This is a genomic window from Endozoicomonas sp. G2_1, assembly GCF_017744155.1.
Taxonomy (GTDB): domain Bacteria; phylum Pseudomonadota; class Gammaproteobacteria; order Enterobacterales; family Alteromonadaceae; genus JAGHQT01.
In genome coordinates this window covers 1-23318 of the sequence record NZ_JAGHQT010000027.1, presented here as the reverse complement: position 1 = coordinate 23318, position 23318 = coordinate 1, and the positions used below count along the sequence as shown (strand labels likewise).

The following is a 23318-nucleotide window of genomic DNA, read 5'->3' as shown; positions in this document are numbered from 1 at the left end:
CAGTTTCTAATTTAAACTCAGGGGCGTAATTCGGTTTTTTCTTCTTTGCCATTTGTCTCACCTAAATAGTTCTGAGATGAATAATAACATCTCTAATTAGGTGGCCAAATTCACTATGCCACTACAGCGAGATCTTTTTGCTTATCAACCTTGTGTTGATCTTCTGTTCTACCTTTTTTCCAATAGCTACTTAGATAATATTGAGATCGCGGGATGTGCCAATGATCGTTGAACAGTACACGCATTGCCCGCATCTCAGAAAATTCACTAGCAGCCCAAATTGCTGGTGTACCTTGTGGCCAAGGCAACTTAGCTAATGCGCAAGCTAAGCTCTCATTGTTGTTGACAAGCCAATGTAATTCGACACCTTTGAGTTTGGCAATTTCCCTAATATCTTCCTGAGCAGTAACCGATAATACCGCGTGACCAATAGTATGACTTGGCAGGGCAGACAAATGAGACTCTATCGCTGGCATTGCTGTCATATCACCAGCAAACAGTACCCAGTCAAATTCGTTTGCTAGGCCCTTAGCACTGCCGGGGCCAGCTAAACAGATCTCTTGGCCAGGTGTCACAGTGCTTGCCCGACTAGAGGCAATGCCTAGTTGTTGGTGGTTGTCTTGGTGTAAAGCTATATCGAGCGTGAGCTCCAGATTCTTTTTGTCAAGTGCTTGAATCGTGTAAGTACGCATTATTGGTCGGTCTGACGATACTTGCTGTATTTCCAAAGGAGTTCCGTCATGATTGAACAGCAGTTTGATATAAGCACCTGGACCGACATCGGGGAAGTCACTAAAACTATCACTAAACAAGGTTATTCGTTTCATGTGTTTTGACAGTTGTTTACAAGCTAAAACCTTCGTTGGCATATAGGCCATACCAATTTCCTCTCACCATGTTGATTTTGTAAATGATAATCATTATTAAAATTAAGCTAAAGTGAAAATATTAAACAGTTATGTTCGGTTTTATCGAATCATCGAACCAGTTGTTTGAATTATAACCATTTGTAAAAAATGTAAAGCTGCTTACAAATCTAAGTGATAATAATTACCATTTGCGAGATTTTTGTTTGGGAGTTATTATAATGAGTAAGTTTAAGGTCAGTCGAGTTGCTTTATCACTTGGCATCGCGTTGTCTATGTCTAGCTTTTACACTGTTGCAGATGAGAGCACGACTTCGACTGATACAGAAATGGAAAAAATTGAAGTCAAAGGACACCGTATCTTAGGTGTCGATGTTGTTGATCTCAGCGATATTCGCAAAAAACAAGCAAACGATTTAGAAGATATTTTCCGTGGCGAGCCTGCAATTACTGTTGGTGGTTCGTTTGGTATTGCACAAAAAATTTACGTGCGCGGTGTCGAAGACACTAACCTAAATGTTAGTGTTGACGGTGCAACTCAAGCTGGCTATTTATTCCACCATCAAGGTAGATTGTCAATTGAACCAGAAATGTTGAAGCACGTAGAAGTTAAAGCGGGTGCTGGCTCGGCGTTAGACGGTCCAGGAGCACTAGGCGGCGCGATTCGTTTTGAAACCAAAGATGCTGATGATTTGCTCAGTGATGATGAGAACTTCGGCGCTTTGATCAAAGCCGGATATTTTAGTAATACTGACGGCACCAAGCTAAGTGGCAGCTTTTACGGTCGTGTTAATGAGAATTGGAGTGGCCTATTAATTGTTGGTAAAAACGATACCGACAATATTACTGACGGTAACAGTGACGAACTCGAAAACACTAAAACAAATCAAGATTTGGGTTTGGTCAAAATTAATGGTCGCTTAGCAGAAAACCACGAGGTTGAATTAAGCCACGAAGTTCGCAATGACGACGGTTTCAGAAACGTTCGTCCACATTTTATCAGTGTGGGTTGGAACCCTGCTAACCAGCAGAAAAGCCGTCGAGAAACGACAACGGCTAACTATTTTTATACCCCAGGTAACGATTTCGTTGAACTATCTGTCACGGCATACAAAACAGATAGTTACTTAACGCAAAATGAGGGTACTGAGCGTCAAGATGGTGCAGGTGTAGAAAGTACAGGTTTTGATATTCGCAATACCAGCATGCTAGTAGACCACGAGTTAACTTATGGTATTGAGCAGCGCAAAGATACTGGTTACTACATTAATGGTACCGACAGCCAAGAAGATGGCAAAGTAGTTGCGGTATATTTGCAAGACACTTACGACCTTACTCAGCAACTGACCTTAAGTGCCGGCGTGCGTTATGACGATTATCAACTGGATGACTCTGATGGTCAGCACTTTGAAGCGTCAGGCTTAAGCCCAAATGTCAGCGCTATTTATCAGTTCACTGAACATTGGTCTGTGAGAGCGAGTTACTCAGAGGCATTAAGAGGACAAAAAGTTAAAGAAGCTTACTTGATTGGTTTTAGATCAAACGCTGCTGACTTAACAGAAGAAGAAGCTAAAAACAAAGATTTAACGTTAGCCTACGAAAACGATGGACTATTGCTCAGCGCTCAAGTTTATCAAAGTGATATCGACGGTGTCGTTGGTACTTTAAGACGCGGGGAAACACGCGTGTTTGCCAATATTGGTGAATTGGAAACCAGTGGTTATACCTTAACGGCATCGCAAAAATGGGACAACGCAGAGCTGCGTTTAAACTACTCGAACACTGAGCCAGAGCTTGATGGCGAACCGCTAAACGATAGTGATCTTGGTGTTGGTACGGCGTTTGGTGATACGTTGACAATAAACGCTAACTATCTGTTTCCTGAGCTTAACTTAGAGTTAGGTTGGAATGCTCGCTTGGTAAAAACACTTGATGAAGTTAGAACTGACCGACCAGACAAGCCCGGTTACGGCGTTCATGACTTTTATGCCGAGTGGCAGCCGATGGCTGAGCAAAACTTATCGTTCAATTTGAGTTTGAATAATGCCTTCGATAAACACTATTTTGACCATGGTACCTATGGTTATAGCACAGGGTCTGAGCGTTACATTGGCCTTGCGGAACCGGGCCGAGATGTACGATTAACGGTGAGCTATCAGTTTTAGTTATAGAAAGTATCCAACGCTTATTATCATCGATAAATGATCACAGAGTACATGAGTGAAACCTCATGTACTCTTTGTTTTTTCTGATGATATCGCGTCAACTAATACTGTTGGTAAAACTATATTGCTAGTAAGCAACAACAATACAATGAACAAAATGAAAGCACGTATTTTAATTATCGAAGATGACCTTGTTGTTAACGAGCTGGTGACAGAGAGCTTGTCGAGCGCCAATTATCAGTTAGTATCGTGTCACGATGGTAACTGTGGTTTAACAAAGGCGACCGAACAAGACTTTGATTTGATTTTACTCGACGTTATGTTGCCTGGCCTCAATGGGCTAGAAGTACTGACTGCGCTGAGAAAAATTAAAACAACCCCAGTGTTAATGCTGACCGCCTTAGGCAATGAAGAGCAGCGTATCGCTGGGTTGCGAACTGGTGCCGACGATTACTTGTGTAAGCCATTTAACATTGAAGAATTGCGTTTGCGAATTGAAGCAATATTACGTCGTTTTCACGTCCAAGAGCAGCAATTACCAAGCTCGCCAACGAGTTTGACTCGTTTTGCTCAGGCAATTCCTGAGTTGACTTCATTAGAGCTTGATATTATCGAGCAGTTGGCTCAACGGGTTGCCAAACCGGTGAGTAAATTGGAGTTGTATCAGAGTGCGTTGAACAAGGAGTTTGGCCGTTATGACCGGACACTAGATATGCATATCTCCAATATTCGCAAAAAACTGAGTCGCGTTGAAATTGAGCCCAATTTGATTAAAACCGTGCATGGTAAAGGCTACATGTTAACTAAGGCATTGAATCAGGTATCACTTAATCATCAACAATAGTTGGTTGTTTAGTGGTTTATTCGGTAAAAAGTACGATGAAACTTAGATTGTTTTGGAAAATCTACCTCAGTATTGCCATTTGCAGTGCCGCTTTAGTATGGGGCTTGTCATTTCTCGACGAGTGGGTTGAACGGAAAATGAGCTATTTGGCTGATGGCGATCAACAGGTGCTGCAAGCCTACGCCGATCAAGCTCGTTTTTTGGTAGACAATGATCCTAGTGCAATACACGAGTGGGCTGAGTCGGTAAAGCGCAAAGAGCAAACTTGGCTAGCGGTGATGAAAATAGATCACAGCTGGTTATACGGCAGTGATATGCCAACTGAGTTGCAAGGACATTTGGAGTTAGGCCGTGCTATTTATCATCCAATTCACTTGAATCACCGCGTGAATCCGATGATGGGGATACCACTTGGCGTTAATAATCACTACTTTTTAATTCAGTTACCTCAGCATATGCGCCCGGGTAAACAGTGGCAATTTATCCACTTATTGATCACACTTATGTTGCCGATACTCCTTGTCGCTGCTCTGAGCTATCTGATTTACTGCCACGTAATCAAGCCATTGGCCTCGTTGCACGAAGACAGTCAGCGCTTTAGTGGTGGTGATTTTTGCCGTCGCAGTTCTACTGATTTGGTTAGTCGAGATGATGAGATAGGGCAATTAGCACTAAGCTTTAATCACATGGCTGACAATATTTCAGCCTTAATCAACAGCCAACGTCAGCTTATCGCCGATATTTCTCATGAACTTAGAACGCCGATGACTCGCTTGAGATTATTGTTGGACAGTCATCGAGATAAACGGGATACGCTGGACCGAATCGACCGAGAGGTTGTTTACATGACTGGCTTGGTTGAGGACACCTTAACACTGGCTTGGCTCGACAACGAAAAACCTGAACTTAACAGTGAAGAGGTTAATCTCGTTGCGTTAATTGAAATTATCGCTGAAGACGCTCGCTTTGAGTTTCCCAACCACCAGTTAATCACTGAACTACCTGAGCAGTGCTGGTTAGTCGATAGTCATCATCGTGCAATCGGGCAAAGTATTGAAAACATTGTTCGCAACGCCATGAAATACTCGCCAGTTGGTACTGAAGTGATGATTCGTTGTCGGCTTGATGGCGATATCGTTACTGTCGAAGTTTTGGATCAAGGACCCGGTGTACCAGCAGATAAACTCAACGATATTTTCCAACCCTTTGTTCGCATTGATAAAGCGCGCGGGCGAGAAAGTGGTGGATATGGTTTGGGCTTGGCGTTATCAAAACGACATTTGATTGCTATTGGCGGCAGTTTAACCGCTAAAAACAGACAACCTCATGGGCTACTAGTGACCATCAAGTTACCGCGAGCGAGCACAGTAGAACACGGTTAACTTCCTTAGAAAAATTTTATTTACCCTATCAAACGATTAACGCCTGTTTAGTCGTAATTTTAAACTTATAGACATATTATTATGAAAGCAAAAGTTCGTTTATTGTGGATGAAACTCCACGCTTATTTCTCATGTTTTTTCTTGCCGTTGACGCTCATCTATATTTTGTCGGGCGTACTCTATATGTTCGATATCCGTGGCGATGTCAGACAGGAATATACCTATCCTGTAGGTATTGAAAAAATGCCTGAGAGTGAATCAGCTGCACAAGAAATTGTCAGCCAAATATTGGCTGACAACGACCACATGTCGCTACCAAGTGATTATTCAGATCGCAGAGGTGCTCATAATTGGTACGGCTTTAAGCAACAAGTCTCACTGCAAGCAGCGAAGGATAGCGAAGGCTTCGAAGTTATCGTAAAAGAGTTTGATGTTTTTCGCTCGTTTTTGATGATTCACAAAGGCCATGCGGGCATTTGGTTTTGGGTACTTGGGATCTTTTTAGGCTTGAGTTTAACTTTTAGTTTGGTAAGTGGGGTCATTATTACCTTGCAGTTACCACAGTTAAAAAAGCCATCGTTGGCCATGATTGGTGCTGGTTTAGCAAGTTTTGTCGTGTTTTTTATTACTGGTGTCTAGTTAATCAACACTGATACCAGTAAATACGAAAAAGGCGTTATCAAATTGATAACGCCTTTTTAATGTCTTACCTAAGTTTCTTACCTAAGAAATAGTCCATAGGTAATGCTCATTCTTAATATGCACGTTTTAGCATTACGTATCTTGCTATTAAAACGCGACGTTGATAAAAACAATCGTTAACAATACCGGGCAAACAAAGCGCAGATAATTGCCCAATAATGCCAAGCCTTTGTTTTGCGCCAATACACTGCTGTCGGTGAGTTTGTTACCTCTTTGCCATAACCAACCGACAACAATAAAGTAAAACAAACACATAAGTGGCTGCATTATAGTCGTTAGCACGCGAATAACTGCGCCAAATAAAACATCAAAAAATGCCACTATCGTCATGCTGCCAACCAATACTACGGCTGATACCATGAGAGTTGCTTTTTGACGGTTAATTTTTTTCTCTTCAATCAAGAAAGCGACGGGGACTTCGGTTGATGAGATTGTTGAGGTAAGTGCAGCAATTGACAGCAGGGCAAAAAATGCCGTGGCGATTAATAAGCCAATCGAACCCATACTATCAAATAGGGTTGGCAGAATTTGAAAAATTAATTGGCCTTCACCAATCAGTTTATTGTTGGCAAATACCTCTTGGCCAGCGTGCTGAGCAACAAACAGAGCTGGAATAATCAATAAGCCAGCAATAAAGGCGATAAAAGTATCGAGCGCGGCAATCGATGTTACTAACTTTCCTAAGTCTCGACCTTTTTCGATGTAAGAGCCATATACCATCATGCCGCCAACACCAATAGAGAGCGAAAAGAATGCTTGTCCCATTGCCGAAACAATTAACTCAGGGTCGGTAATTTGCGAAAAGTCAGGAATTAAGTACAGAGCTAAGCCTTCACTGGCGCCGTCCTGTTGCAAAATATAGCCGATGAGGCCAAATAGCATGAGCAACAATATTGGCATTAATCGGCTTGACCATTTTTCAATACCGCCGTGAACCCCTTGATGAACAATGGCTGCGCCGAGAATGATAAATATTGGTGTAAAAATAATATTGCGCCACGTACTAGAGCTGGCAAGCCACTGAGCGGCTTCGGTTTGACCAAAGAACTGAAAAATTGGCGACAGTGTATGGGCCAGCATCCAACCGGCGACTATGGTGTAGAAACTGAGCATCATAATCGCGCCACACAAGCCAATAATACCGGCGTATCGACCAACTTTCGGCATTTTGTCGCGACAGGCATAGGTTAGAGCACTAACTGGATTTTTTTGGGTTTGGTTACCCAAGTATATTTCGGCATATAAAGCAGGTAATGCCAATAGCAGAGTCACCACTAAATAAACAAAAAGAAACGCACCACCACCATTGTTAGCTGCTTGTGTCGGGAAACCCCAGATATTACCAAGACCAATTGCTGAACCAGCTGAAGCGAGAACAAAACCAAGGCGAGATTGAAAGCCATCTCTAGTATTTGACATAAAGTTTACAACATTTTCATTTTTTACTATTTTTTGCGAGCTTACCTAGTTCAGCGGCAAAGCTAAAGAGAATTTTGTCACTTTTTGGCAATAGTTAACAATTTGCCCTTTGTCTTTATCATTTCGCCCATATATCCTTGTCAATTTCGACAGACTTTCATTTATACATCATCGGTGGCTCTATGTTGCAGTTTAAAATAATTCCCGTTACACCATTTCAGCAAAATTGTACTTTGTTTTGGTGCGACCAAACCATGCAAGCGGCTGTGGTTGATCCCGGCGGTGATATCGATTTAATCAAAGCAGCAATAGAGCAAACAGGTGTCACCTTAACCAAGGTCTTGATCACTCATGCCCATATTGATCACGCCGGTGCTACTCATGATTTAGCCACGCAGTACTCTGTGCCGATTGAAGGTCCGCATAAAGAAGATCAGTTTTGGATAGACTTAATTCCTATGCAAAAAGAGCGTTTTGGTTTTGCCCATGCTGAGGCGTTCAAAACTGACCGTTGGTTAAATCAAGGGGATAAAGTCACCGTTGGCGACGTCGAACTTGAAGTGTACTTTTGCCCGGGCCATACACCGGGCCACGTTATCTTTTTTGATCCTGATACTAAACTTGCACAAGTGGGGGATGTCCTGTTTAAAGGCTCTATTGGTCGCACTGATTTTCCGCGCGGTGATTACGATACCTTGATCAGCTCAATAAAAAACAACTTATTCCCGCTGGGGGATGATGTTCGCTTTATACCAGGTCATGGGCCAATGAGCACCTTTGGTGATGAGCGCCGCACCAATCCATTTGTCAGCGGCCAAGCGGGATAGTTGAGGAAACGCAGCAATGTCATCACAAGTACTAAGCATTCAGCAAACACTAAAAAAAATTGACTCGAGTAAGATCTTCCAAGGGATAGTGATCACGGTCATTATTTTGTCGGCACTGTTAGTTGGTGCTAAAACCCATAATTTGCCTGAGTCGGCCATTTATGCCTTGGGCATTATGGATATTGCCGTCACCATCTTTTTCGTTATCGAATTGACCATTCGCTTTCTCGCTTATCCTGAAAAATCTAAGTTTTTCAAAAGTGGTTGGAATATTTTTGACACCCTGATTGTCATTGGCAGTTTAATTCCTGCAGGTGGCTCAGGTGTGTTAATTGCAAGGCTGCTAAGGGTGTTTAGAGTCTTGCGTTTAGTGTCTATGGTGCCGGAGTTAAGGCTGTTGATAAACGCCTTGATTACAGCAATTCCGCGCATGGGCTACATTGCTTTGTTGATGTTTGTCATTTTCTACATTTATGCGGCAATTGGCAGTATTGTTTTCCACGAAATTAACGAAGTGCTATGGGGCGATGTGTCGATCTCAATGTTGACTCTGTTTAGAGTAGCAACATTTGAAGACTGGACTGATGTTATGTACGAAACCATGGCGGTATACCCAATTAGCTGGGTTTACTATTTAACCTTTATTTTCCTCACGGCCTTTATCTTTTTAAACATGATGGTCGGTACAATTTTAGATGTTATGACCGAAGAGCATAACAACCAGCGGGCGTTAGATCACGGTGAGAGCAAAGAGGGCGGTGAACCAGCAAGCCGCGCCCAAATTGAAAAGCTCGAAGCTGAACTGACAGAAATAAAGACCTTGCTTAAAAGCTACGGTGAACAGAAAACTAAGATTTGATAACATAAAGGGACTTGTTTTGATGATAAAGTTTGAGGCCCTTGCTCTTAAGCACGCGCCGTTATTACTAGGTTTTGAACTAGAAAATAAGTCTTGGTTTGAATCCTTGATTGCTGCCCGCAAAGATGATTTTTATTCGTTAAAAGGTGTGCAACAACACATTGAGCAGCTTGTAACAGCAATGAATAAAGGCCAAGGTTATTCAGTCGTAGTGACTAAGAGTGAGCAAATTGTCGCGCGCGCAAACTTGAAAAATATTGACGGTACTAGTGCCTATCTTGGCTATCGCGTTGCCAAGGTAGCGACTGGCCAAGGCACTGCGCAACGGTGTTTGAATCACCTGATTAATCACGCTAAGCAACGTGGCCTAAGAACGCTAAAAGCTCAAGTATTAGTCAACAACCCAATTTCCAAGCATATCATAGAAAAAGCCGGCTTTAGGCTAGAAAGCTCTCACCTTAATTTTACTCAGTTAAACGGTCAGTCGATTGATTGTTTGACGTTGTCTAAACTTCTTTAACAGCCGATTAAAAAAGCCTCAGTGGTGTTTTTGACGCTGAGGCTTTGCTCTGACAAGCAATTGTCTACGGATTCAGGGTTTCAGTGATAACAGTATCTATCACGTGAATCACACCGTTGCTGGTAAAGACGTCTGGTGTTGACACACCAGCACCTTGAATTTGCAAGTCAACTTGCGCTTGATTGACCTGAAACCAAACGTTGTTGACGCCATCGCCATTGTTGTCACCGGCAGCGGTATCGCCTGAAAAGAAGTACAGTGGACGACCTTTAAAGGTTGCTTGAATACTATTATCGGCACGAGTGATTGTTCCCAAGTTTGGTAGACCAGAGACAGTACCGTCTGTGACGATGACTGGCGGCCAGTTTGTTGCACAAGCATCATTGCAGTTGCTGCTGGCGCTACCCAAGTCATTATCAAAAACGTAGAGTGTAAAGCCTTGATTAGCGCTATTTTGCCCACCAACTAAGCGTTGATTGGTAGCATCAAAGCCTACTTCATCGTTTTCCGTTGCCGCTTGCATACTAAAGTTGACAAGCCTTACGGTAACATCGTCGTTAGCTGCCGTGTTTACACTAGTACCATTGGCGGCAAATGCAGTTACGGAATTGACTTCGGCGCCAATAATCACGTGCTGTAACAATACTTGGGTGAGTGCAGCGTTATCAGCCAGTAGTCCGCTAAGCGCGTCATCAGGGATTTTATCAAAAGCGGCATTAGTCGGGGCAAATACGGTAAAGGTTTGGTTGGCGTCTGCCAGTGTGTTAACTAAGTTGGCGGTTTGCAACGCAGTGACTAAGGTTGAAAACTGACTGTCTGCCAAGGCTGTTTCAACAATATTATTCGCTGGGTTGTCTTTAATCGCAGGGGGGACAATCACTTGGTCAACGACGTGAATAACACCATTACTGGCCATGACATCAGCGGCTGAGACATTAGATCTATTGATAAACAACTTACTATCGACAAATGACAGCGCCGCCATTTGATTGTTAGCCATAGTTACGGTATTCATATTCGATTGTGCCGCAGTGACCGCACCGTCTTGTAAAATAGTACTGCCGCTGATCACGTGATAAAGCAAAATATTTCTCAGCGCATCAGTATCCGCCAATAGCGCGTCTATCGCGTTTTGACCAAGTAGTGCAAACGCTGCATCAGTTGGTGCAAATACGGTAAACTGAGCACTCTCGTCGGCGAGCACTGAATCTAGTCCTGTTGCTTCAAGTGCCGCGATTAAGGTAGTGAAATTACCATTGTCGAAGGCAACGTTAAAAATGTGATTGGGGGGCGTTGGCAATGGCGCTTCAGCAACCACAACGGTGTCGATGACGTGGATAATGCCATTGGTGGTTTGAATGTCAGTAATTACGACGTTGGCACCACCAAAAGTTAAGCGGTCGGTGTCTTGGTTAATCGCAATCGGAATCATTGCCCCGCTAGCAGTCTCAGCATCATTGCCATTGAGCGTAAATGCCGTTACGGCGTTCACTTCACCCGGGACCACGTGCTGCAGCAAGATTTGCCTTAACATATCAGGGTTATCTATCAGCGCGTTGAGCAGCGGCGTTCCAATCATGTCAAAAGCGCTATCGGTTGGCGCAAATACGGTAAAGTTTTGGCTAGCATCGGCAAGCGTTGCGTCTAAATTCGTTGCTTGCAGGGCGGCAACTAGTGTCGTGAAGTTACCGTTGGCGACGGCAGTTTCAACAATGTTCATGGTTGGAGTGACAGGTTCTGCAGGTGGCATTAGCACAGCGTCAATAACGTGAATAACACCGTTACTGGCGGCAATGTCAGTGCCGGTAACCGTCGCTGTATTAACTAATAGCGTGTTGCCGTCAAGGGATAAGCCGACTAAATCACCATTGACCATTTCAATGGTCATGCCAGCGCTAGCAATTGCCCCAGCAGCGTCAACACGACTGCCGATAACGTGATACGTCAGTATGTCGGCTAGTGTATCAGGGTCCGCCAATAGAGCGTCAATAGTGTCTTGGCCAAGTGCTGCGAATGCGGCATCAGTCGGTGCGAATAAGGTAAAGTTTTGGCTTGAGTCTGACAGGGTATCCGTTAAGCCTGCGGCGTCAACAGCAGCGAGTAAGGTACTAAAGTTGCCCCGTGCGGTTGCCGTACCAACTAAGTTTCGCAGCTCCGGAGTCACAATCGGTGTTCTGTTCTCGTCGTTCCTGTCGTTATCGGAGCAGGCTTGTAGCATAAATACTGCAATGCTAATTAATATTATTGTTAGTTTTTTCAAGGTCACATCCTCGTATCTGTGTTGCAGTTGCTCTGCGCAATACGAGGACAAAAAATAAACAGATCAAAGTTTGACGGCTATTTAGTCGATGATGTCTTTGATTTTTGTTTTGAGTACCGGTAACACCTTAGTTTCAAACCAAGGGTTTTGTTTTAACCAGCGATTGTTTCTCGGGCTAGGATGCGGCAAGACTATTAGGCCCTGTTTTAAGTAATGTTGCCACTGCTTGACGTGTTCAGTAACTGATGCCGTTTTAACCTTGAGGTTACCAGTATCGACACTGGCTTGATTGAGGTGCCAATCGATGGCGTATTTGCCAATGACGCAGTGCAATTTTACTTTTGATAGCTTTGCTAACAGAGGTTGTCGCCATTTTTGAGCACAAGCAGGTAGTGGAGGGATGTCACCTGATTTACCAGTACCGGGAAAGCAAAAGCCCATTGGCACCACGGCAAATAGTTTTGGGTCATAAAACTGTGCTCGGTCAACGCCAAGCCAATCGCGTAAGCGATTACCACTGGCATCGTCAAATGGGATACCTTTGTCATGGGTGACACGTCCGGGGGCTTGGCCGGCAATGAGTACTTTGCTCTCTGATGCCGCTTGCAATATCGGCTTCGCCGGTAAGGGTAGTTGCGCTTGGCAATGATTGCATTGACGAATTTGGTCTATTAGATGGTCGAGCATATTAATAATTTAAACAGTGAGTAAGCTTTTTCTTGAATTAGTCTTGAGCCAGTCTTAAATGAGTTTTAAGTTTTCCTTGAATTGCCCTCAGTAAATATTGACCGCGTAAGTCGCTGCAATCTTTTAAAAAGCTGGCGAAAAAATCAAATTTGGCGATAATAGCCAGCCAATTTTTAATAGTATGATGTCTCGTTGCAATGCGTTTAGATAAATTTATTTGTAAAAGTACCGAACTCACCAGAACTGAAGCAAAAAAGTTACTAAAAAGTGGCATTGTGACGGTAAATGGTGCAATTGCAAAAGATCCCGCGATGCAAGTCCACGAGAATAATGAAGTAGCCATTGAGCAGCAAATCTTGAGTGCGCGTCAGTCTCGCTACATCATGTTGAACAAGCCGCAAGATACTATTTGCTCTAACGTTGACGAAGTTTATCCATCCGTTCTGCATTATATTGATGTTGATAAAGCATTTGATTTACACATTGCTGGCCGCTTAGATGCCGACACCACAGGCTTAGTGTTAATTACTGATGACGGTCGCTGGTCGCACAATATTATTTCACCGAAAAAATTGTGTCAGAAGCGTTATCGCGTTTGGTTAAGAGACGATATCGACGAAGCTGTGATAGATAAGTTTTTAACCGGTGTTCAGCTGCAGGGTGAAAAAAACCTTACCGCACCAGCAAGATTAGACATTGTCGATGTCCGCGAAGTGCTATTGACTATTACCGAAGGCAAGTACCACCAAGTTAAGCGCATGTTTGCCGCCGTGGGTAATAAAGTGGTTGGTTTGCACCGTGAGCAAATCGGGAATATTGCGCTTGATCAAAGCTTGTTAGAAGGGCAGTGGCGTTATCTAACTGAAGCTGAAATAGCTTCAGTTAGTTGATATCACTGTTTACATCAAACAACTGATGTAAGAAAAGTATTATTGATTAAGCGAAAACAATTACTTTTTTTTGGCGGCTTGTAGTTCGTTAAAACGCGCCATTTGCTCTTCGGTCGCTGGAAGTTGATGTTTTTCTTTCCACTCGCTGTACGGCATACCGTAAACGTGTTCACGAGCTTGTTCCATAGGCAATTCAACCCCTAACTCTTTCGCTTCACTGACCATCCATTTAGACAAGCAGTTGCGACAAAAATCAGCTAACAACATTAGCTCGATATTTTGTACATCTTTGCGGCTGTCCAAGTGGCTCAATAAACGGCGAAAGGCCGCTGCTTCAATCTCTGTTTGCTTTTCCATGGTTAAAATCTCTGTTTTGGGTATCTGTGTAACGTAGTTTAATAAGATTCAAAAGTGATTTGCGGCACCAATATTTAATTACTGCTGATCACTAGATAATTGTTGCTCAGCTGTTTCGGGCTCAGGTCGTTGATAGCGGCGAATTTGAACCACCATGCCCATATAAGGGTGGTCAAAATAGTGAATTTGTTTACTGATAACACGTCGGTTTTGCTCAAATCGCACCAGCTCTACTGAGTTATCAGCCTCTATTGCTTGACCATTATTCGTGGTACTGGCAGTAAGTGCCTTGGTAATCTGTTGTGCTAGCGGCTGATTATAGATATTGAAATCGGCGGTAATGTATAAATAGTGGTTCAGGTGTACGTTAAATAAGCCGTCAATATACCAAGGTTGTAGTGGTGCTTTTGGCTCATTAATTTGCTTCGTGTTTGATACTTGGTCAACCGACAGCGCGTTGTCTGCGTCACTTTCGAGTTGTGATAACAAGGTTTGGGTATCTTGCGGTAAGCTGTCGATATTTTGATAGATATCGGCAAGTGCTGCTTTAATTTTTTCCTCTTTGAGTGCTTGCTCACTTAGCTCTGGAGTTGTTGTGTCGTTCTCAGTTTGACTTTCACCATTTTGGTTAAAGTTATTGTCAAATAAGGCTTGAAGGCTTTGTTCTTGCTCGATATTACTGGCAAGCGTATCGCGATATTGACTTAACTGATCACGGTAGTGTTGCTGAAAATTATCACCGGCAAATAAGCGCATGGGGATCGATTGCTTTTGGGCGACGGCAGGTTGACGCCAGCCGATATGTAATAGCGGTCGAAACTCTTTACTGCGTCGCAAAGCTTGGTATATATCGGTAAGCTCGAGTGATTCTGATGACAATAAATACGGTTGGTCGCTGTAGATATCTTCGGTAGCATCTATGCGTCTAGGCATTTTATCAATAGGGAAAAAATCGGGATCGTAATCACTAATTTGCGCGCTTAATTTGGCGATGGTTTCCGGTGCTAAAGCACAAAACTGTTTACTGACTTGGCCTTGGTCACCATTATAACTAAATGCTAAGTTGTCGATGTATTGCTCTGCTTTAACAACTAAGGCAGATACCTCTGCTTGGGTGAAACCGTATTGCTCAGCAAACGGCAAGGTTGTTATATCGGCTAATTCACTATTGTCGCCTGCGAACGAGTTATCTGTCGGATTAATTTGGCTACCCGGTACGCCAACCAATTGGCCAAAACTCTCACCAAAACTCCCAGTAGTAACACTTTGAGCATTCTGGTTGGCATTATTTTCACTGCTTGTTTCATTACCAGCTTTTGCCAGCACATCACTACTGTCAAGACTATTATCACCTAATAGCAATGATTGTTGGGCTGATTGCTCTCGGTCTAAGTAATCTATCTCCGAGAGTAAGGTTGTTTGTTCAATTTCGCTAAGTGATTTTATTGGCGCGTACTGATAACTTTGTATTTGTTGTTGCCAGCTAGGCTCCGCCGCTTGTCCACAAACAGGCAGTAGTGCTTTTAATGATGTTAGCTCCGGGTATAAAAATGGTGTTAAGAGATCGTTGACTCTACGATATTTTTTATTGAAGTCGCTGAGCTGCTCGGTGCTTGGAAAGTTTTCCTTAAGTGTACTTTTGTCATTGAGTTGACTAAAAAGAATTACTTCCATTTCAAACCATCGCTCTTTTTTCGGCTCTGCGGCATTAGCGTTTGGACTAAACCCAAACGCACCAAGGCTAAGAGCAAAAGTAGTGGCACCAATTGACAGCAATAATTTTTGAGACTTCAACTTCATTATATCCAACGGAAATTCACGTGCTGATAATAGCAAAAGTTTACCCGCTTACGCCACTTTATGGACAAAAGAACCCGTAACAAAAAACTCATGTTTTGTCTGATTCAGCAAAACATGAGTTTTTGGCGGTCGTGTAAATTTAATTTGAGATAGTTTGGGTATAACTTACATTAAGTGTTTGGTATCAAAGGCTTGTTTCAGGCTATTGGCAAATTCAACAAACTTCTCTTTCATTGTTCGTTTAATGCTAATCGACAGTGACCCCAAAACAACTTTACCTGTGATAACGATAGTGGGGGCTTGTCTATTTGAAATTGATGGCGCTTTGTTGTCGACGCTGCCAATAATATTGTAGCTTTGACAAACGACATTGACGCCTTCAGGGACATAAATTTTGGTGTTGCCAAGCACGTCTAAAACATTGATGGTAACCGTTTGGCTTTGAAATTCAGCATCGGTTAAATCTAATTTTGCATCGCCCAAAAAGTTGGAGACATTAATTTTAGCCGGCACTGGCCAACGACCACTGCGATCTGCGCTGCCCAATACCGCCATAATATTCAGTGGCTCGCTATTGGTAGAGGCGCCATAGTTTGGTGTGTTGAGTTGCTCTTTTTCGGCGCGGTATTGTTTGTCGGTATCAAGTGGTAGGTCTTTGACTAAATCAACGATTTCTTGATGGGATTGGCTTGCCATTGCTTGGTCAAGGCGACGTTCAAACGCTTCGGCTGAAATAACGCCGTGGCTGTAGTTATAGATGAGTTGGTCGATAGTTTGTTCTCTGACCTGTTCAATTGGTCTATCTTCAAGTATTACGCTCATTTGCCTTCCCATTTGCTTGTTGTTGTTTATCGTGACCGCTTTGCTAATTTTTTAGTTAGCTACTAATGATATTATTCGCTTAACTGCAAACACTAAACCACATTTTAAAGTTATTAAATATCAATCACTTAACAGGTTTTTATGTGTGCATTGAACAAATTTATAAACAAAGATTAGCCTTTTATACTAACTATTGTGTTATTTAACCAATGTAATCTGTCAATCGTTGTCACTATATTAGCCAATGAACAGCAATATTGCGTTAGTTAGTGCATAGATAAAACCAAGCTGGGCGGTTCGTTCTAGCGTTGCATTTAACGCTTTGCCCTGAACTGTGCTAATTTGACGACTTAACACTAAAGTGAGCGGCATACAGATTAACAAGGGCAAGACTAACAGCAATTCACTTGTCATTGAGTTGAGCGGCAAAAACATTGTGGCAATAAAGTGAAGCACCAAAGCCAAACAAAGTAGCCCTTGATAAAGCTTCTTACTGAGGCGAGTACCGAGTTTAACTGCCAGGGTCATTTTGTTGGCCAAGGCATCGGTCTCAATATCTCGAATATTGTTTACTAGCATGATCGCCGCGCTATACAAACCACATGAGCAGGCATAAATAATGATGCTAGAGTTGACTTGAAATGTTTGCAGGTAGTAGCTGCCAATTACCGCAATTAAACCAAAAAATATGAACACGGCGAGTTCACCAAGGCCGTGTGATGCCAGCGGATATGGGCCTGCGCTATAACTATAAACACCAGCGATAGCCAATACACCAAGCACTAAAAATACAATACCGCCGTGATAAACCAATATAAGTCCGAAAATGATGGCAAAACTTGTCATGGTATAAGTTAAGCCTTTGACTTTGCTTGCTGGCAGTAAGCCAGATTGCACCATTCTTTGTGGGCCTAACCGGTTTGCGCTATCGACTCCGGCTTCCGCATCAAAGACGTCATTGGCTAAGTTAACCGCTATTTGCAAACACAAAGCACATGCTAAGGTCAGTAAGAAGATAATCAGGTCAAATGTTGGTTTTTGATAGGCTAGGGCGTTAGCCAGTAGCACAGGGCCAATAACGGCAACCAGTGTTTTGGGTCTTATTGCACGCCAGTATAGTTGTAACATTTATTTGTCATTCTTATATTTAGATCAATAACCTAGCTTAGCAAGTTGACTATAGTTTTGGTTATTCACGGTTTGTTTATTAGTCACTTTTTATTTTTGTTATGGCGTCACAATCAATACTTCCATTTGTACTCGGCTTGATGATGTTAGCCATGGGGCTAAGCTTGAGCAAGTCTGATTTTACACGACTATGGCAACAGCCCAAGGTTGTTGCTATTGGCTTATCACTCCAGCTGCTGTTGTTACCGCCAGTTGCCATGGTTATTGCTGAGCTGTTTCAGCTATCGGATATTGCCAGCGCAGGTTTATTCCTAGTTGCTCTTTGTCCTGGTGGCGCGAGTTCTAATTTACTGAGCTTTTTAGCTAAGGGAAATCTGGCCTTAAGTATTTCATTAACCGCTTTGACTAGCTTGATTGTGCCATTCTCATTACCTTTGCTTTTTACGCTGTATTTGGCGGTGATTGGTCAGACGCAATCGAGTTTCGACTTGCCGCTGTTATTAATGACTAAACAGCTGGTGGTGGTAACACTTTTGCCAGTAGTTGTTGGCATGTTGCTGCGTCAGCTGTTGTTAACCAAGATCGACCGTGTGCTCGTTATCGTTAAATGGACCGCCGCATTAGCTTTATTTGCTGTTGTTACCATGCTGGTGGTGGAGCATTGGAAAACGGTGATTGGGATGTTTTCAAGCAGCGGTGTAGCTGTGATTAGTTTTAGCACTATATTGTTTTTTATTGCCTACTTCGTTGCAACTAAAACTATGAAGTCCACAGCCGATATTCGCACTGTCACCATTGAAGTTGGTGTGCAAAACGCCGGCACGGCAATGTTAGTGGCACTGAGTCTTATCGGAAATGCGCAGCTGGCTACCGTACCATTAATGTATGGCTTATTGATGAATATTCCCGCCTTTATTTTTGTTATGGGTTGCTGGTACCAATCGAGGCGATAAGCCAATACTAAAATTACAGAATGTTAGTGTATTACTTTACGCTGTTTTTGAGTTTGTTATGCTGTCTTTATTGTACCGTGGTTACTCAGTAAGGCTTGTAAACTTCTATGGCAAAAAAATCTATTCTTATTACCGGTTGTTCAACGGGTATTGGTCTTGATGCGGCACTAACGTTATCTGCGCGCGGCTATCACGTGTTTGCCAGTGCGCGCAATGACAGCGATTTAACTAGGCTAACCGACAAGGGGCTAAAAGCGGTTTACCTTGATCTAGCAGATGCAGATTCAATCAGCCAAGCGCTTAACACTGTTTTAGCGGCGACTGATGGTCGCTTAGACTATCTATTTAACAACGGCGCCTATGGGCAACCGGGCGCGATTGAAGATTTGCCAACGTCAGTATTAAAAGAGCAATTTGAGGTCAATGTTTTTGGTTGGCATGAATTGACCAGGCAGGTACTGCCGATAATGCGTCGGCAAGGTCATGGCCGGATCATTCAAAACAGTTCTGTGTTAGGTTTTGTCTGTATGCCATATCGCGGCGCTTACAACGCCTCTAAATTTGCCCTCGAAGGATTAAGCGATACTTTGCGCTTAGAGCTTCGCGACAGCAATATTGATGTTTGCTTAATCGAGCCGGGGCCAATTGATACCGCGTTTAGGAAAAATGCGCTAACGGCCTTTGAAAACAATATTGATTGGCAACAAAGTGAGCACAAAGCACGCTACCAAAAGCAACTTGAACGACTTCGAGATCCCAAACCTTCAAGCCGTTTTACCCTGCATGCTCACGCTGTTACTCAAGTACTGATTGACGCGTTAGAGAGCAAAAATCCAAAAGCGCGTTATAGCGTAACCTTTCCGACCAAGCTCTTTGTTTGGCTAAAACGCATACTGCCAACGTCTTGGCTCGATAGTATTTTGGTAAAAGGTTAATTCATATAGCAAGCAGTGGTTAACCAGTAACCTTATGAAATTAATTGAATTATTTTTATATGAAAGCTGATCTCAAGTACAGCTTTTAGTAGTATCTACTCCCTTTTTGATTAATTTATAAGGCACTATCTAATATTTAGATCGTGCACCGCATTTTATGTATCCAATTATTCGTCTGATTAAAACGACATTTCTCGCCAAAAAGAAATCAAAGCTCGACTACTTGGCCTCAGGTAGAATCGCATTTAGATGCCGACCTTGGGATCTCGATATGTTCAATGAAATGAACAATGGTCGGGTACTAACCTTGTATGATTTAGGGCGGATGGATTTAGGCCTGCGCTGTGGCTTAATGAGCGCTTTAGCAAAACACAAGTGGGCACTAGTTGTTGCGGGTAGCTCAGTGAGGTACCGCAAACGCATTAAAGCGTTTGATAAAATAACCATGCACAGTCAATGTGTCGGTTATGACGATAAATGGATTTACTTGGTGCAGTCGATGTGGGTCGGCGGTGAAGCATGCTCTTCAGTTCTTATTCGAGCCGGTATTACTTCAAAGCAAGGCTTGGTAACACCAGATAAAATGATTGAAGCGATGGGGGCTCAACCATTTGACGGCGATATGCCTGATTGGGTCAATGAGTGGATTGATTCTGAACAGCACCGACCATGGCCGCCGCACAAATAACCTCGGTATAAGTGTTTTATCAAAAGGTAGCGCGCTTTATACTAGCGCAATTATTGTAATGAAAATTAAAGGTTAGTAATGAATCCAATTATCCAATTACTGAAAGCGCAAAATATTTCTGATGAAAAAATTGCTTCTATCTTTAAAGAGCTGACTGAAAACCCGCTAATGGCTATGAACACTATTGCCGGCTTGGGGATCCCACAAGAGCAGTTGCAACCTGTGATGATGCAAGTAATGACTAATCCAACATTAATTAAAGAAGCTGTTGAAGAGCTCGGTTTAGACTTTAGCGCAGTAGAAAAAGCGAAGGCACAGTTAAAGCCAGAGTAGTGTGGTGAGAGCAGTGTGATGTTAAGCCGTTACTTCATTATTGGCTTAAAGTGACGGTTTTACATTGGCTCTCAATGTCATAGGCGTACGTTGAATTTCTTCATTTAACAATTTAAGTATGTTGGCGTGCGCTGGTTTTTTCATCGTTAGGCCGAGGTAAAATGGATTTTGTTCGCCACAAATTACTGGGGTAAATTTGTCATTCAATGTGTAATGGGCAACATTGATCTCTTCAATAAAATAATCAATCCGCTTTAGCTCTAGTAATCGACCGAGTCTTTTTAGTGGCTCGCTGCCATGTACTTCTAGGTATCTATTCTCTGTGTCATTAGCGATAAAGCGATCTATTTGCTGGCCATATGAATGTTCGCTAATAATACCAATAACCGCTTTGTTGATATGATTGAATTGAAGCTTATCTTTAGTTTTAGTTAAGGCAAAAAAACACGACTGGTAATAGCTTGTTGCTGTTGAGGTAAAGTGCAAAAAAGGCGCTTCTGATTTAACGCCAGTTAATACACCGTCAACGTTACCAATTTTCGCTTCCTGTATTGCTCTCGCCCAAGGTAAAAAGAGCACTTTTAGATCGACATTATGTTTGGCTAATAGCGATTTGATATAGGTGGTGACATCACCTTGTGATGTCATTTCTTGACAAGTGTAAGGGCACCAATCCGTTGTCGCCAAGGTCAATTTTTGGGCGTGAAGCGAAAAGCTCAATAACAGCACAACTGTTGCTAGAAAATAACACCAAAAATTTTGACAATGATATTTTTTCATAAACAGCTGCCTGTTTGGTTAACTATTTTTTGACTAACTTAACACGATCAGCATGACTGAACATCTGTAATTTACTACTACAAGTAAATTTATTTTTCGACGAGTGCTACGCCATCGAATGTTATGCCTGCCCAACCCGATTGAATAAAGCTGCGAATATTAGCGTGGTCGCTGTTTTTTGGATGTTGCAGAACGTCTTTGCGGTAGTAGTCACCAAAGCAGGCAAGGGTTTGCTGTTCATCGAGCTGATTGAGCTTGGCAAAAGCAAAGATTTTACATGAACCTTCGTTAGTTCCCGCCTGATTAATGACATCACCGTTGGTGAAGTTTGTTGCTGTGTAATGGTAGTATCGTTGAATAACGTCGATAACTTCACTGAACTCAACTGCTTCAGGGATTTTAGTGAGTTTATTGATTAATGCGTTTACTGACATAGTGAGTTGTTTACTCTAATTAAAAGTGTTTATTGATTATAAGGTTGCAACGACACTTCGATAGTTTGATTTGCTATGACTTAGTCACGTCTAGTTCTATTGCCTGACAGAAAAATATAAATAGATGGTCAAATTAAAAGTCATTGCGTTATAATGCGCGCTTTCTCAACGACCACTTAACAATTTGCCGCATGAAGTTTCCTGGCCGCCGTCAACAAAAGCACTACTTTCCAGTCGACAATAAAAATCCGTTAACTAATCAAGTTAACCACAACGATCAGTTTTTAAGAAACTACATTGTCGGTATTGATCAAATTTTGGTGGATATAGAAGCGAAGGTAGATCAAGCATTTTTAGATGAATTTGGTCTACAACGCGGCATGTCACAAGTAATTACAGACGATGTTACCGAGCGCTTGTACAAACGCTTGAAAGATGAATCGCTAGTCAATTATGAATTCGCCGGTGGTACCATTGGCAATACTATTCACAATTACTCTGTACTTGCTGACGACCGTTCAGTGCTGCTGGGAGTAATGTCGCGTAACATTCACGTTGGTGATTACGCTTATCGCTTCATCAGTAATACCTCTTCTCGTGTTGATTTAAATTACTTACAACCCGTTGATGGCCCAATAGGGCGTTGTTTCACACTGATTGACGATACTGGGGAGCGTACCTTTGGTATCAACGCCGGTTTAATCAACCGATTGCACCCCGATGCCATTGATCCAACCTTGATTGAAGAATCATCAGCGTTAGTGATCAGCTCTTATTTAATGCGAACAGAAGCTGGTGATACCATGACGGAAGCGGCCATCAAGGCTGTTGAGTGTGCCAATGCTGCTGGTGTGCCAGTGGTGTTAACACTGGGAACAAAATTCCTTATTGAGAAAGAGCCTGAGTTTTGGCGTCAGTTTGTCAAAAAACACGTTAACATTCTGACCATGAATGAAGAAGAAGCGCTGGCGATTACTGGTATTGATGATCCACTTAAAGCGGCTGATACCTGTTTAGATTGGGTCGATATGGTGGTTTGTACCGCTGGGCCTGAAGGTTTGTATATGGCGGGCTACTGTGAACAGGAGCTGCGCCGAGAAACTGAGTATCCGATTTTATCTGCGTCGATCAGTGACTTTAATCGCTATGAATATTCGCGACCAATGTTGTTAAAAGACTGTCGTCAGCCGGAGCGTATTTATACTCACGTTGCGCCATATATGGGTGGTCCTGATAGCATAAAAAATACCAATGGTGCTGGCGATGCTGCGTTAGCGGCGATTTTGCATGACTTAAGTGCTAACGTGTATCACAAGCGCAATGTTGAAAACTCTAGCAAGCATCAACAGCAGGCGCTAACATATTCTTCACTGTCACAAATGGGCAAATACGCCAATCGCGTAAGTTATGAAGTATTGGTCCAGCATTCACCTAGATTATCGAGAGGCTTACCAGAGCGAGAAGATAGTCTTGAGCAAGCATATTGGGCGCAATAAGCCTTGATTAAGAACAGACAAAGGCAGCACAAGCTGCCTTTTTCATTTTCTTGACAGCTAAACCACCTACTTTAGTAGGTGGTCATTGTTAAAAAGGCTATGCCTGAAATATCTACTCATGTTACATCCCCGTTTGATTTTTAGCGAAGTCAAATAGGAGACTAACATGAG

Annotated in this window: 23 protein-coding genes; 13 read left to right on the top strand and 10 right to left on the bottom strand. The window is 42.6% G+C overall.

All coding sequences use genetic code 11. The features are described from left to right. Positions 1-113: 113 nt before the first annotated feature. On the bottom strand, positions 114-878 hold the full coding sequence (locus tag J7384_RS18720) for a siderophore-interacting protein (protein ID WP_209116076.1): 765 nt from the start codon (positions 876-878) through the stop codon (positions 114-116). Between the two features lie 209 nt (positions 879-1087). On the opposite strand from J7384_RS18720, the gene J7384_RS18715 reads away from it, so the two are divergent. From J7384_RS18715 to J7384_RS18700, 4 genes are all read left to right on the top strand, one after another. Further along, positions 1088-3031, top strand: coding sequence for a TonB-dependent receptor (locus J7384_RS18715; RefSeq protein WP_209116075.1), 1944 nt, complete (start codon positions 1088-1090; stop codon positions 3029-3031). A gap of 148 nt (positions 3032-3179) precedes the next feature. Beyond that, on the top strand, positions 3180-3875 hold the full coding sequence (locus J7384_RS18710) for a response regulator transcription factor (protein WP_209116074.1): 696 nt from the start codon (positions 3180-3182) through the stop codon (positions 3873-3875). 35 nt (positions 3876-3910) lie between these two features. Continuing rightward, the gene (locus J7384_RS18705; protein ID WP_209116073.1) at positions 3911-5257 is read left to right on the top strand and encodes a sensor histidine kinase; all 1347 of its coding nucleotides are present in this window, start codon (positions 3911-3913) and stop codon (positions 5255-5257) included. Positions 5258-5338: 81 nt separating this feature from the next. Next, positions 5339-5896, top strand: a complete 558-nt coding sequence (locus J7384_RS18700) for a PepSY domain-containing protein (RefSeq protein WP_209116072.1) — start codon at positions 5339-5341, stop codon at positions 5894-5896. Between the two features lie 150 nt (positions 5897-6046). Here the strand turns inward: J7384_RS18700 and J7384_RS18695 are convergent, their stop codons facing one another. Then, on the bottom strand, positions 6047-7378 hold the full coding sequence (locus J7384_RS18695; RefSeq protein WP_209116071.1) for a sodium-dependent transporter: 1332 nt from the start codon (positions 7376-7378) through the stop codon (positions 6047-6049). Positions 7379-7563: 185 nt separating this feature from the next. On the opposite strand from J7384_RS18695, the gene J7384_RS18690 reads away from it, so the two are divergent. The 3 genes from J7384_RS18690 to J7384_RS18680 are packed head-to-tail and all read left to right on the top strand — an operon-like array spanning position 7564 to position 9584. Next, on the top strand, positions 7564-8205 hold the full coding sequence (locus J7384_RS18690) for an MBL fold metallo-hydrolase (RefSeq protein WP_209116077.1): 642 nt from the start codon (positions 7564-7566) through the stop codon (positions 8203-8205). Positions 8206-8221: 16 nt separating this feature from the next. Beyond that, positions 8222-9064: an ion transporter gene (locus J7384_RS18685; protein WP_209116070.1), complete on the top strand. Its 843-nt coding sequence runs from the start codon at positions 8222-8224 to the stop codon at positions 9062-9064. A 22-nt stretch (positions 9065-9086) separates the two neighbouring features. Next, the gene (locus tag J7384_RS18680; protein ID WP_209116069.1) at positions 9087-9584 is read left to right on the top strand and encodes a GNAT family protein; all 498 of its coding nucleotides are present in this window, start codon (positions 9087-9089) and stop codon (positions 9582-9584) included. A gap of 64 nt (positions 9585-9648) precedes the next feature. Here J7384_RS18680 and J7384_RS18675 read toward each other — a convergent pair whose 3' ends face one another. Together J7384_RS18675 and J7384_RS18670 are read right to left on the bottom strand one after the other, a co-directional pair. After that, a complete protein-coding gene (locus J7384_RS18675; protein ID WP_209116068.1) occupies positions 9649-11844 on the bottom strand; it encodes a fasciclin domain-containing protein in 2196 nt (731 codons plus the stop codon). Between the two features lie 81 nt (positions 11845-11925). Further along, on the bottom strand, positions 11926-12531 hold the full coding sequence (locus tag J7384_RS18670; RefSeq protein WP_209116067.1) for a uracil-DNA glycosylase family protein: 606 nt from the start codon (positions 12529-12531) through the stop codon (positions 11926-11928). A gap of 197 nt (positions 12532-12728) precedes the next feature. Between J7384_RS18670 and rsuA the strand changes: the two genes are divergently transcribed. Then, positions 12729-13421: a 16S rRNA pseudouridine(516) synthase RsuA gene (gene rsuA / locus J7384_RS18665; RefSeq protein ID WP_209116066.1), complete on the top strand. Its 693-nt coding sequence runs from the start codon at positions 12729-12731 to the stop codon at positions 13419-13421. A 60-nt stretch (positions 13422-13481) separates the two neighbouring features. Here the strand turns inward: rsuA and J7384_RS18660 are convergent, their stop codons facing one another. The 4 genes from J7384_RS18660 to menA all read right to left on the bottom strand — a co-directional run bounded on the left by J7384_RS18660 (position 13482) and on the right by menA (position 17528). After that, positions 13482-13778: a DUF1244 domain-containing protein gene (locus tag J7384_RS18660; protein WP_209116065.1), complete on the bottom strand. Its 297-nt coding sequence runs from the start codon at positions 13776-13778 to the stop codon at positions 13482-13484. Positions 13779-13856: 78 nt separating this feature from the next. Continuing rightward, on the bottom strand, positions 13857-15578 hold the full coding sequence (locus J7384_RS18655; RefSeq protein ID WP_209116064.1) for a CsiV family protein: 1722 nt from the start codon (positions 15576-15578) through the stop codon (positions 13857-13859). A 165-nt stretch (positions 15579-15743) separates the two neighbouring features. Further along, positions 15744-16400 (bottom strand): LiaF domain-containing protein, encoded by a 657-nt coding sequence (locus J7384_RS18650; RefSeq protein ID WP_209116063.1) that lies wholly within the window; start codon positions 16398-16400, stop codon positions 15744-15746. A gap of 237 nt (positions 16401-16637) precedes the next feature. After that, a complete protein-coding gene (gene menA, locus J7384_RS18645) occupies positions 16638-17528 on the bottom strand; it encodes a 1,4-dihydroxy-2-naphthoate octaprenyltransferase (RefSeq protein ID WP_209116062.1) in 891 nt (296 codons plus the stop codon). Between the two features lie 101 nt (positions 17529-17629). On the opposite strand from menA, the gene J7384_RS18640 reads away from it, so the two are divergent. The 4 genes from J7384_RS18640 (at position 17630) to J7384_RS18625 (ending at position 20437) form a co-directional block, all read left to right on the top strand. Further along, positions 17630-18481, top strand: coding sequence for a bile acid:sodium symporter (locus J7384_RS18640; protein WP_280636416.1), 852 nt, complete (start codon positions 17630-17632; stop codon positions 18479-18481). Between the two features lie 107 nt (positions 18482-18588). Beyond that, positions 18589-19416 carry an SDR family oxidoreductase gene (locus tag J7384_RS18635; RefSeq protein WP_209116060.1) on the top strand — a complete coding sequence of 276 codons (828 nt, stop codon included), beginning with the start codon at positions 18589-18591 and terminating at the stop codon, positions 19414-19416. 157 nt (positions 19417-19573) lie between these two features. After that, complete coding sequence (locus tag J7384_RS18630) at positions 19574-20104, top strand: acyl-CoA thioesterase (protein ID WP_209116059.1); 531 nt, start codon at positions 19574-19576, stop codon at positions 20102-20104. A 78-nt stretch (positions 20105-20182) separates the two neighbouring features. After that, complete coding sequence (locus tag J7384_RS18625; RefSeq protein WP_209116058.1) at positions 20183-20437, top strand: DUF2999 family protein; 255 nt, start codon at positions 20183-20185, stop codon at positions 20435-20437. 45 nt (positions 20438-20482) lie between these two features. Here J7384_RS18625 and J7384_RS18620 read toward each other — a convergent pair whose 3' ends face one another. Both J7384_RS18620 and J7384_RS18615 read right to left on the bottom strand, forming a co-directional pair. Continuing rightward, positions 20483-21217, bottom strand: a complete 735-nt coding sequence (locus J7384_RS18620) for a hypothetical protein (RefSeq protein WP_209116057.1) — start codon at positions 21215-21217, stop codon at positions 20483-20485. 89 nt (positions 21218-21306) lie between these two features. Then, entirely contained in the window at positions 21307-21651 is a 345-nt protein-coding gene (locus tag J7384_RS18615; protein WP_209116056.1) for a HopJ type III effector protein, read from the bottom strand. A gap of 191 nt (positions 21652-21842) precedes the next feature. On the opposite strand from J7384_RS18615, the gene J7384_RS18610 reads away from it, so the two are divergent. Then, entirely contained in the window at positions 21843-23147 is a 1305-nt protein-coding gene (locus tag J7384_RS18610) for an inosine/guanosine kinase (protein ID WP_209116055.1), read from the top strand. Positions 23148-23318 lie beyond the last annotated feature (171 nt).

Excerpts from the sequence above, each read along its gene's own strand:
- J7384_RS18710 (WP_209116074.1), top strand. The coding sequence starts at position 3,180 with ATGAACAAAATGAAAGCACGTATTTTAATTATCGAAGATGACCTTGTT.
- J7384_RS18670 (WP_209116067.1), bottom strand. The coding sequence starts at position 12,531 with ATGCTCGACCATCTAATAGACCAAATTCGTCAATGCAATCATTGCCAA.
- menA (WP_209116062.1), bottom strand. The coding sequence starts at position 17,528 with ATGTTACAACTATACTGGCGTGCAATAAGACCCAAAACACTGGTTGCC.
- J7384_RS18685 (WP_209116070.1), top strand. The coding sequence starts at position 8,222 with ATGTCATCACAAGTACTAAGCATTCAGCAAACACTAAAAAAAATTGAC.
- J7384_RS18720 (WP_209116076.1), bottom strand. The coding sequence starts at position 878 with ATGGCCTATATGCCAACGAAGGTTTTAGCTTGTAAACAACTGTCAAAA.
- J7384_RS18615 (WP_209116056.1), bottom strand. The coding sequence starts at position 21,651 with ATGTCAGTAAACGCATTAATCAATAAACTCACTAAAATCCCTGAAGCA.
- rsuA (WP_209116066.1), top strand. The coding sequence starts at position 12,729 with ATGCGTTTAGATAAATTTATTTGTAAAAGTACCGAACTCACCAGAACT.
- J7384_RS18700 (WP_209116072.1), top strand. The coding sequence starts at position 5,339 with ATGAAAGCAAAAGTTCGTTTATTGTGGATGAAACTCCACGCTTATTTC.
- J7384_RS18630 (WP_209116059.1), top strand. The coding sequence starts at position 19,574 with ATGTATCCAATTATTCGTCTGATTAAAACGACATTTCTCGCCAAAAAG.
- J7384_RS18715 (WP_209116075.1), top strand. The coding sequence starts at position 1,088 with ATGAGTAAGTTTAAGGTCAGTCGAGTTGCTTTATCACTTGGCATCGCG.
- J7384_RS18620 (WP_209116057.1), bottom strand. The coding sequence starts at position 21,217 with ATGAAAAAATATCATTGTCAAAATTTTTGGTGTTATTTTCTAGCAACA.
- J7384_RS18650 (WP_209116063.1), bottom strand. The coding sequence starts at position 16,400 with ATGAGCGTAATACTTGAAGATAGACCAATTGAACAGGTCAGAGAACAA.
- J7384_RS18625 (WP_209116058.1), top strand. The coding sequence starts at position 20,183 with ATGAATCCAATTATCCAATTACTGAAAGCGCAAAATATTTCTGATGAA.
- J7384_RS18660 (WP_209116065.1), bottom strand. The coding sequence starts at position 13,778 with ATGGAAAAGCAAACAGAGATTGAAGCAGCGGCCTTTCGCCGTTTATTG.
- J7384_RS18655 (WP_209116064.1), bottom strand. The coding sequence starts at position 15,578 with ATGAAGTTGAAGTCTCAAAAATTATTGCTGTCAATTGGTGCCACTACT.
- J7384_RS18695 (WP_209116071.1), bottom strand. The coding sequence starts at position 7,378 with ATGTCAAATACTAGAGATGGCTTTCAATCTCGCCTTGGTTTTGTTCTC.
- J7384_RS18705 (WP_209116073.1), top strand. The coding sequence starts at position 3,911 with ATGAAACTTAGATTGTTTTGGAAAATCTACCTCAGTATTGCCATTTGC.
- J7384_RS18680 (WP_209116069.1), top strand. The coding sequence starts at position 9,087 with ATGATAAAGTTTGAGGCCCTTGCTCTTAAGCACGCGCCGTTATTACTA.
- J7384_RS18635 (WP_209116060.1), top strand. The coding sequence starts at position 18,589 with ATGGCAAAAAAATCTATTCTTATTACCGGTTGTTCAACGGGTATTGGT.
- J7384_RS18640 (WP_280636416.1), top strand. The coding sequence starts at position 17,630 with ATGGCGTCACAATCAATACTTCCATTTGTACTCGGCTTGATGATGTTA.
- J7384_RS18610 (WP_209116055.1), top strand. The coding sequence starts at position 21,843 with ATGAAGTTTCCTGGCCGCCGTCAACAAAAGCACTACTTTCCAGTCGAC.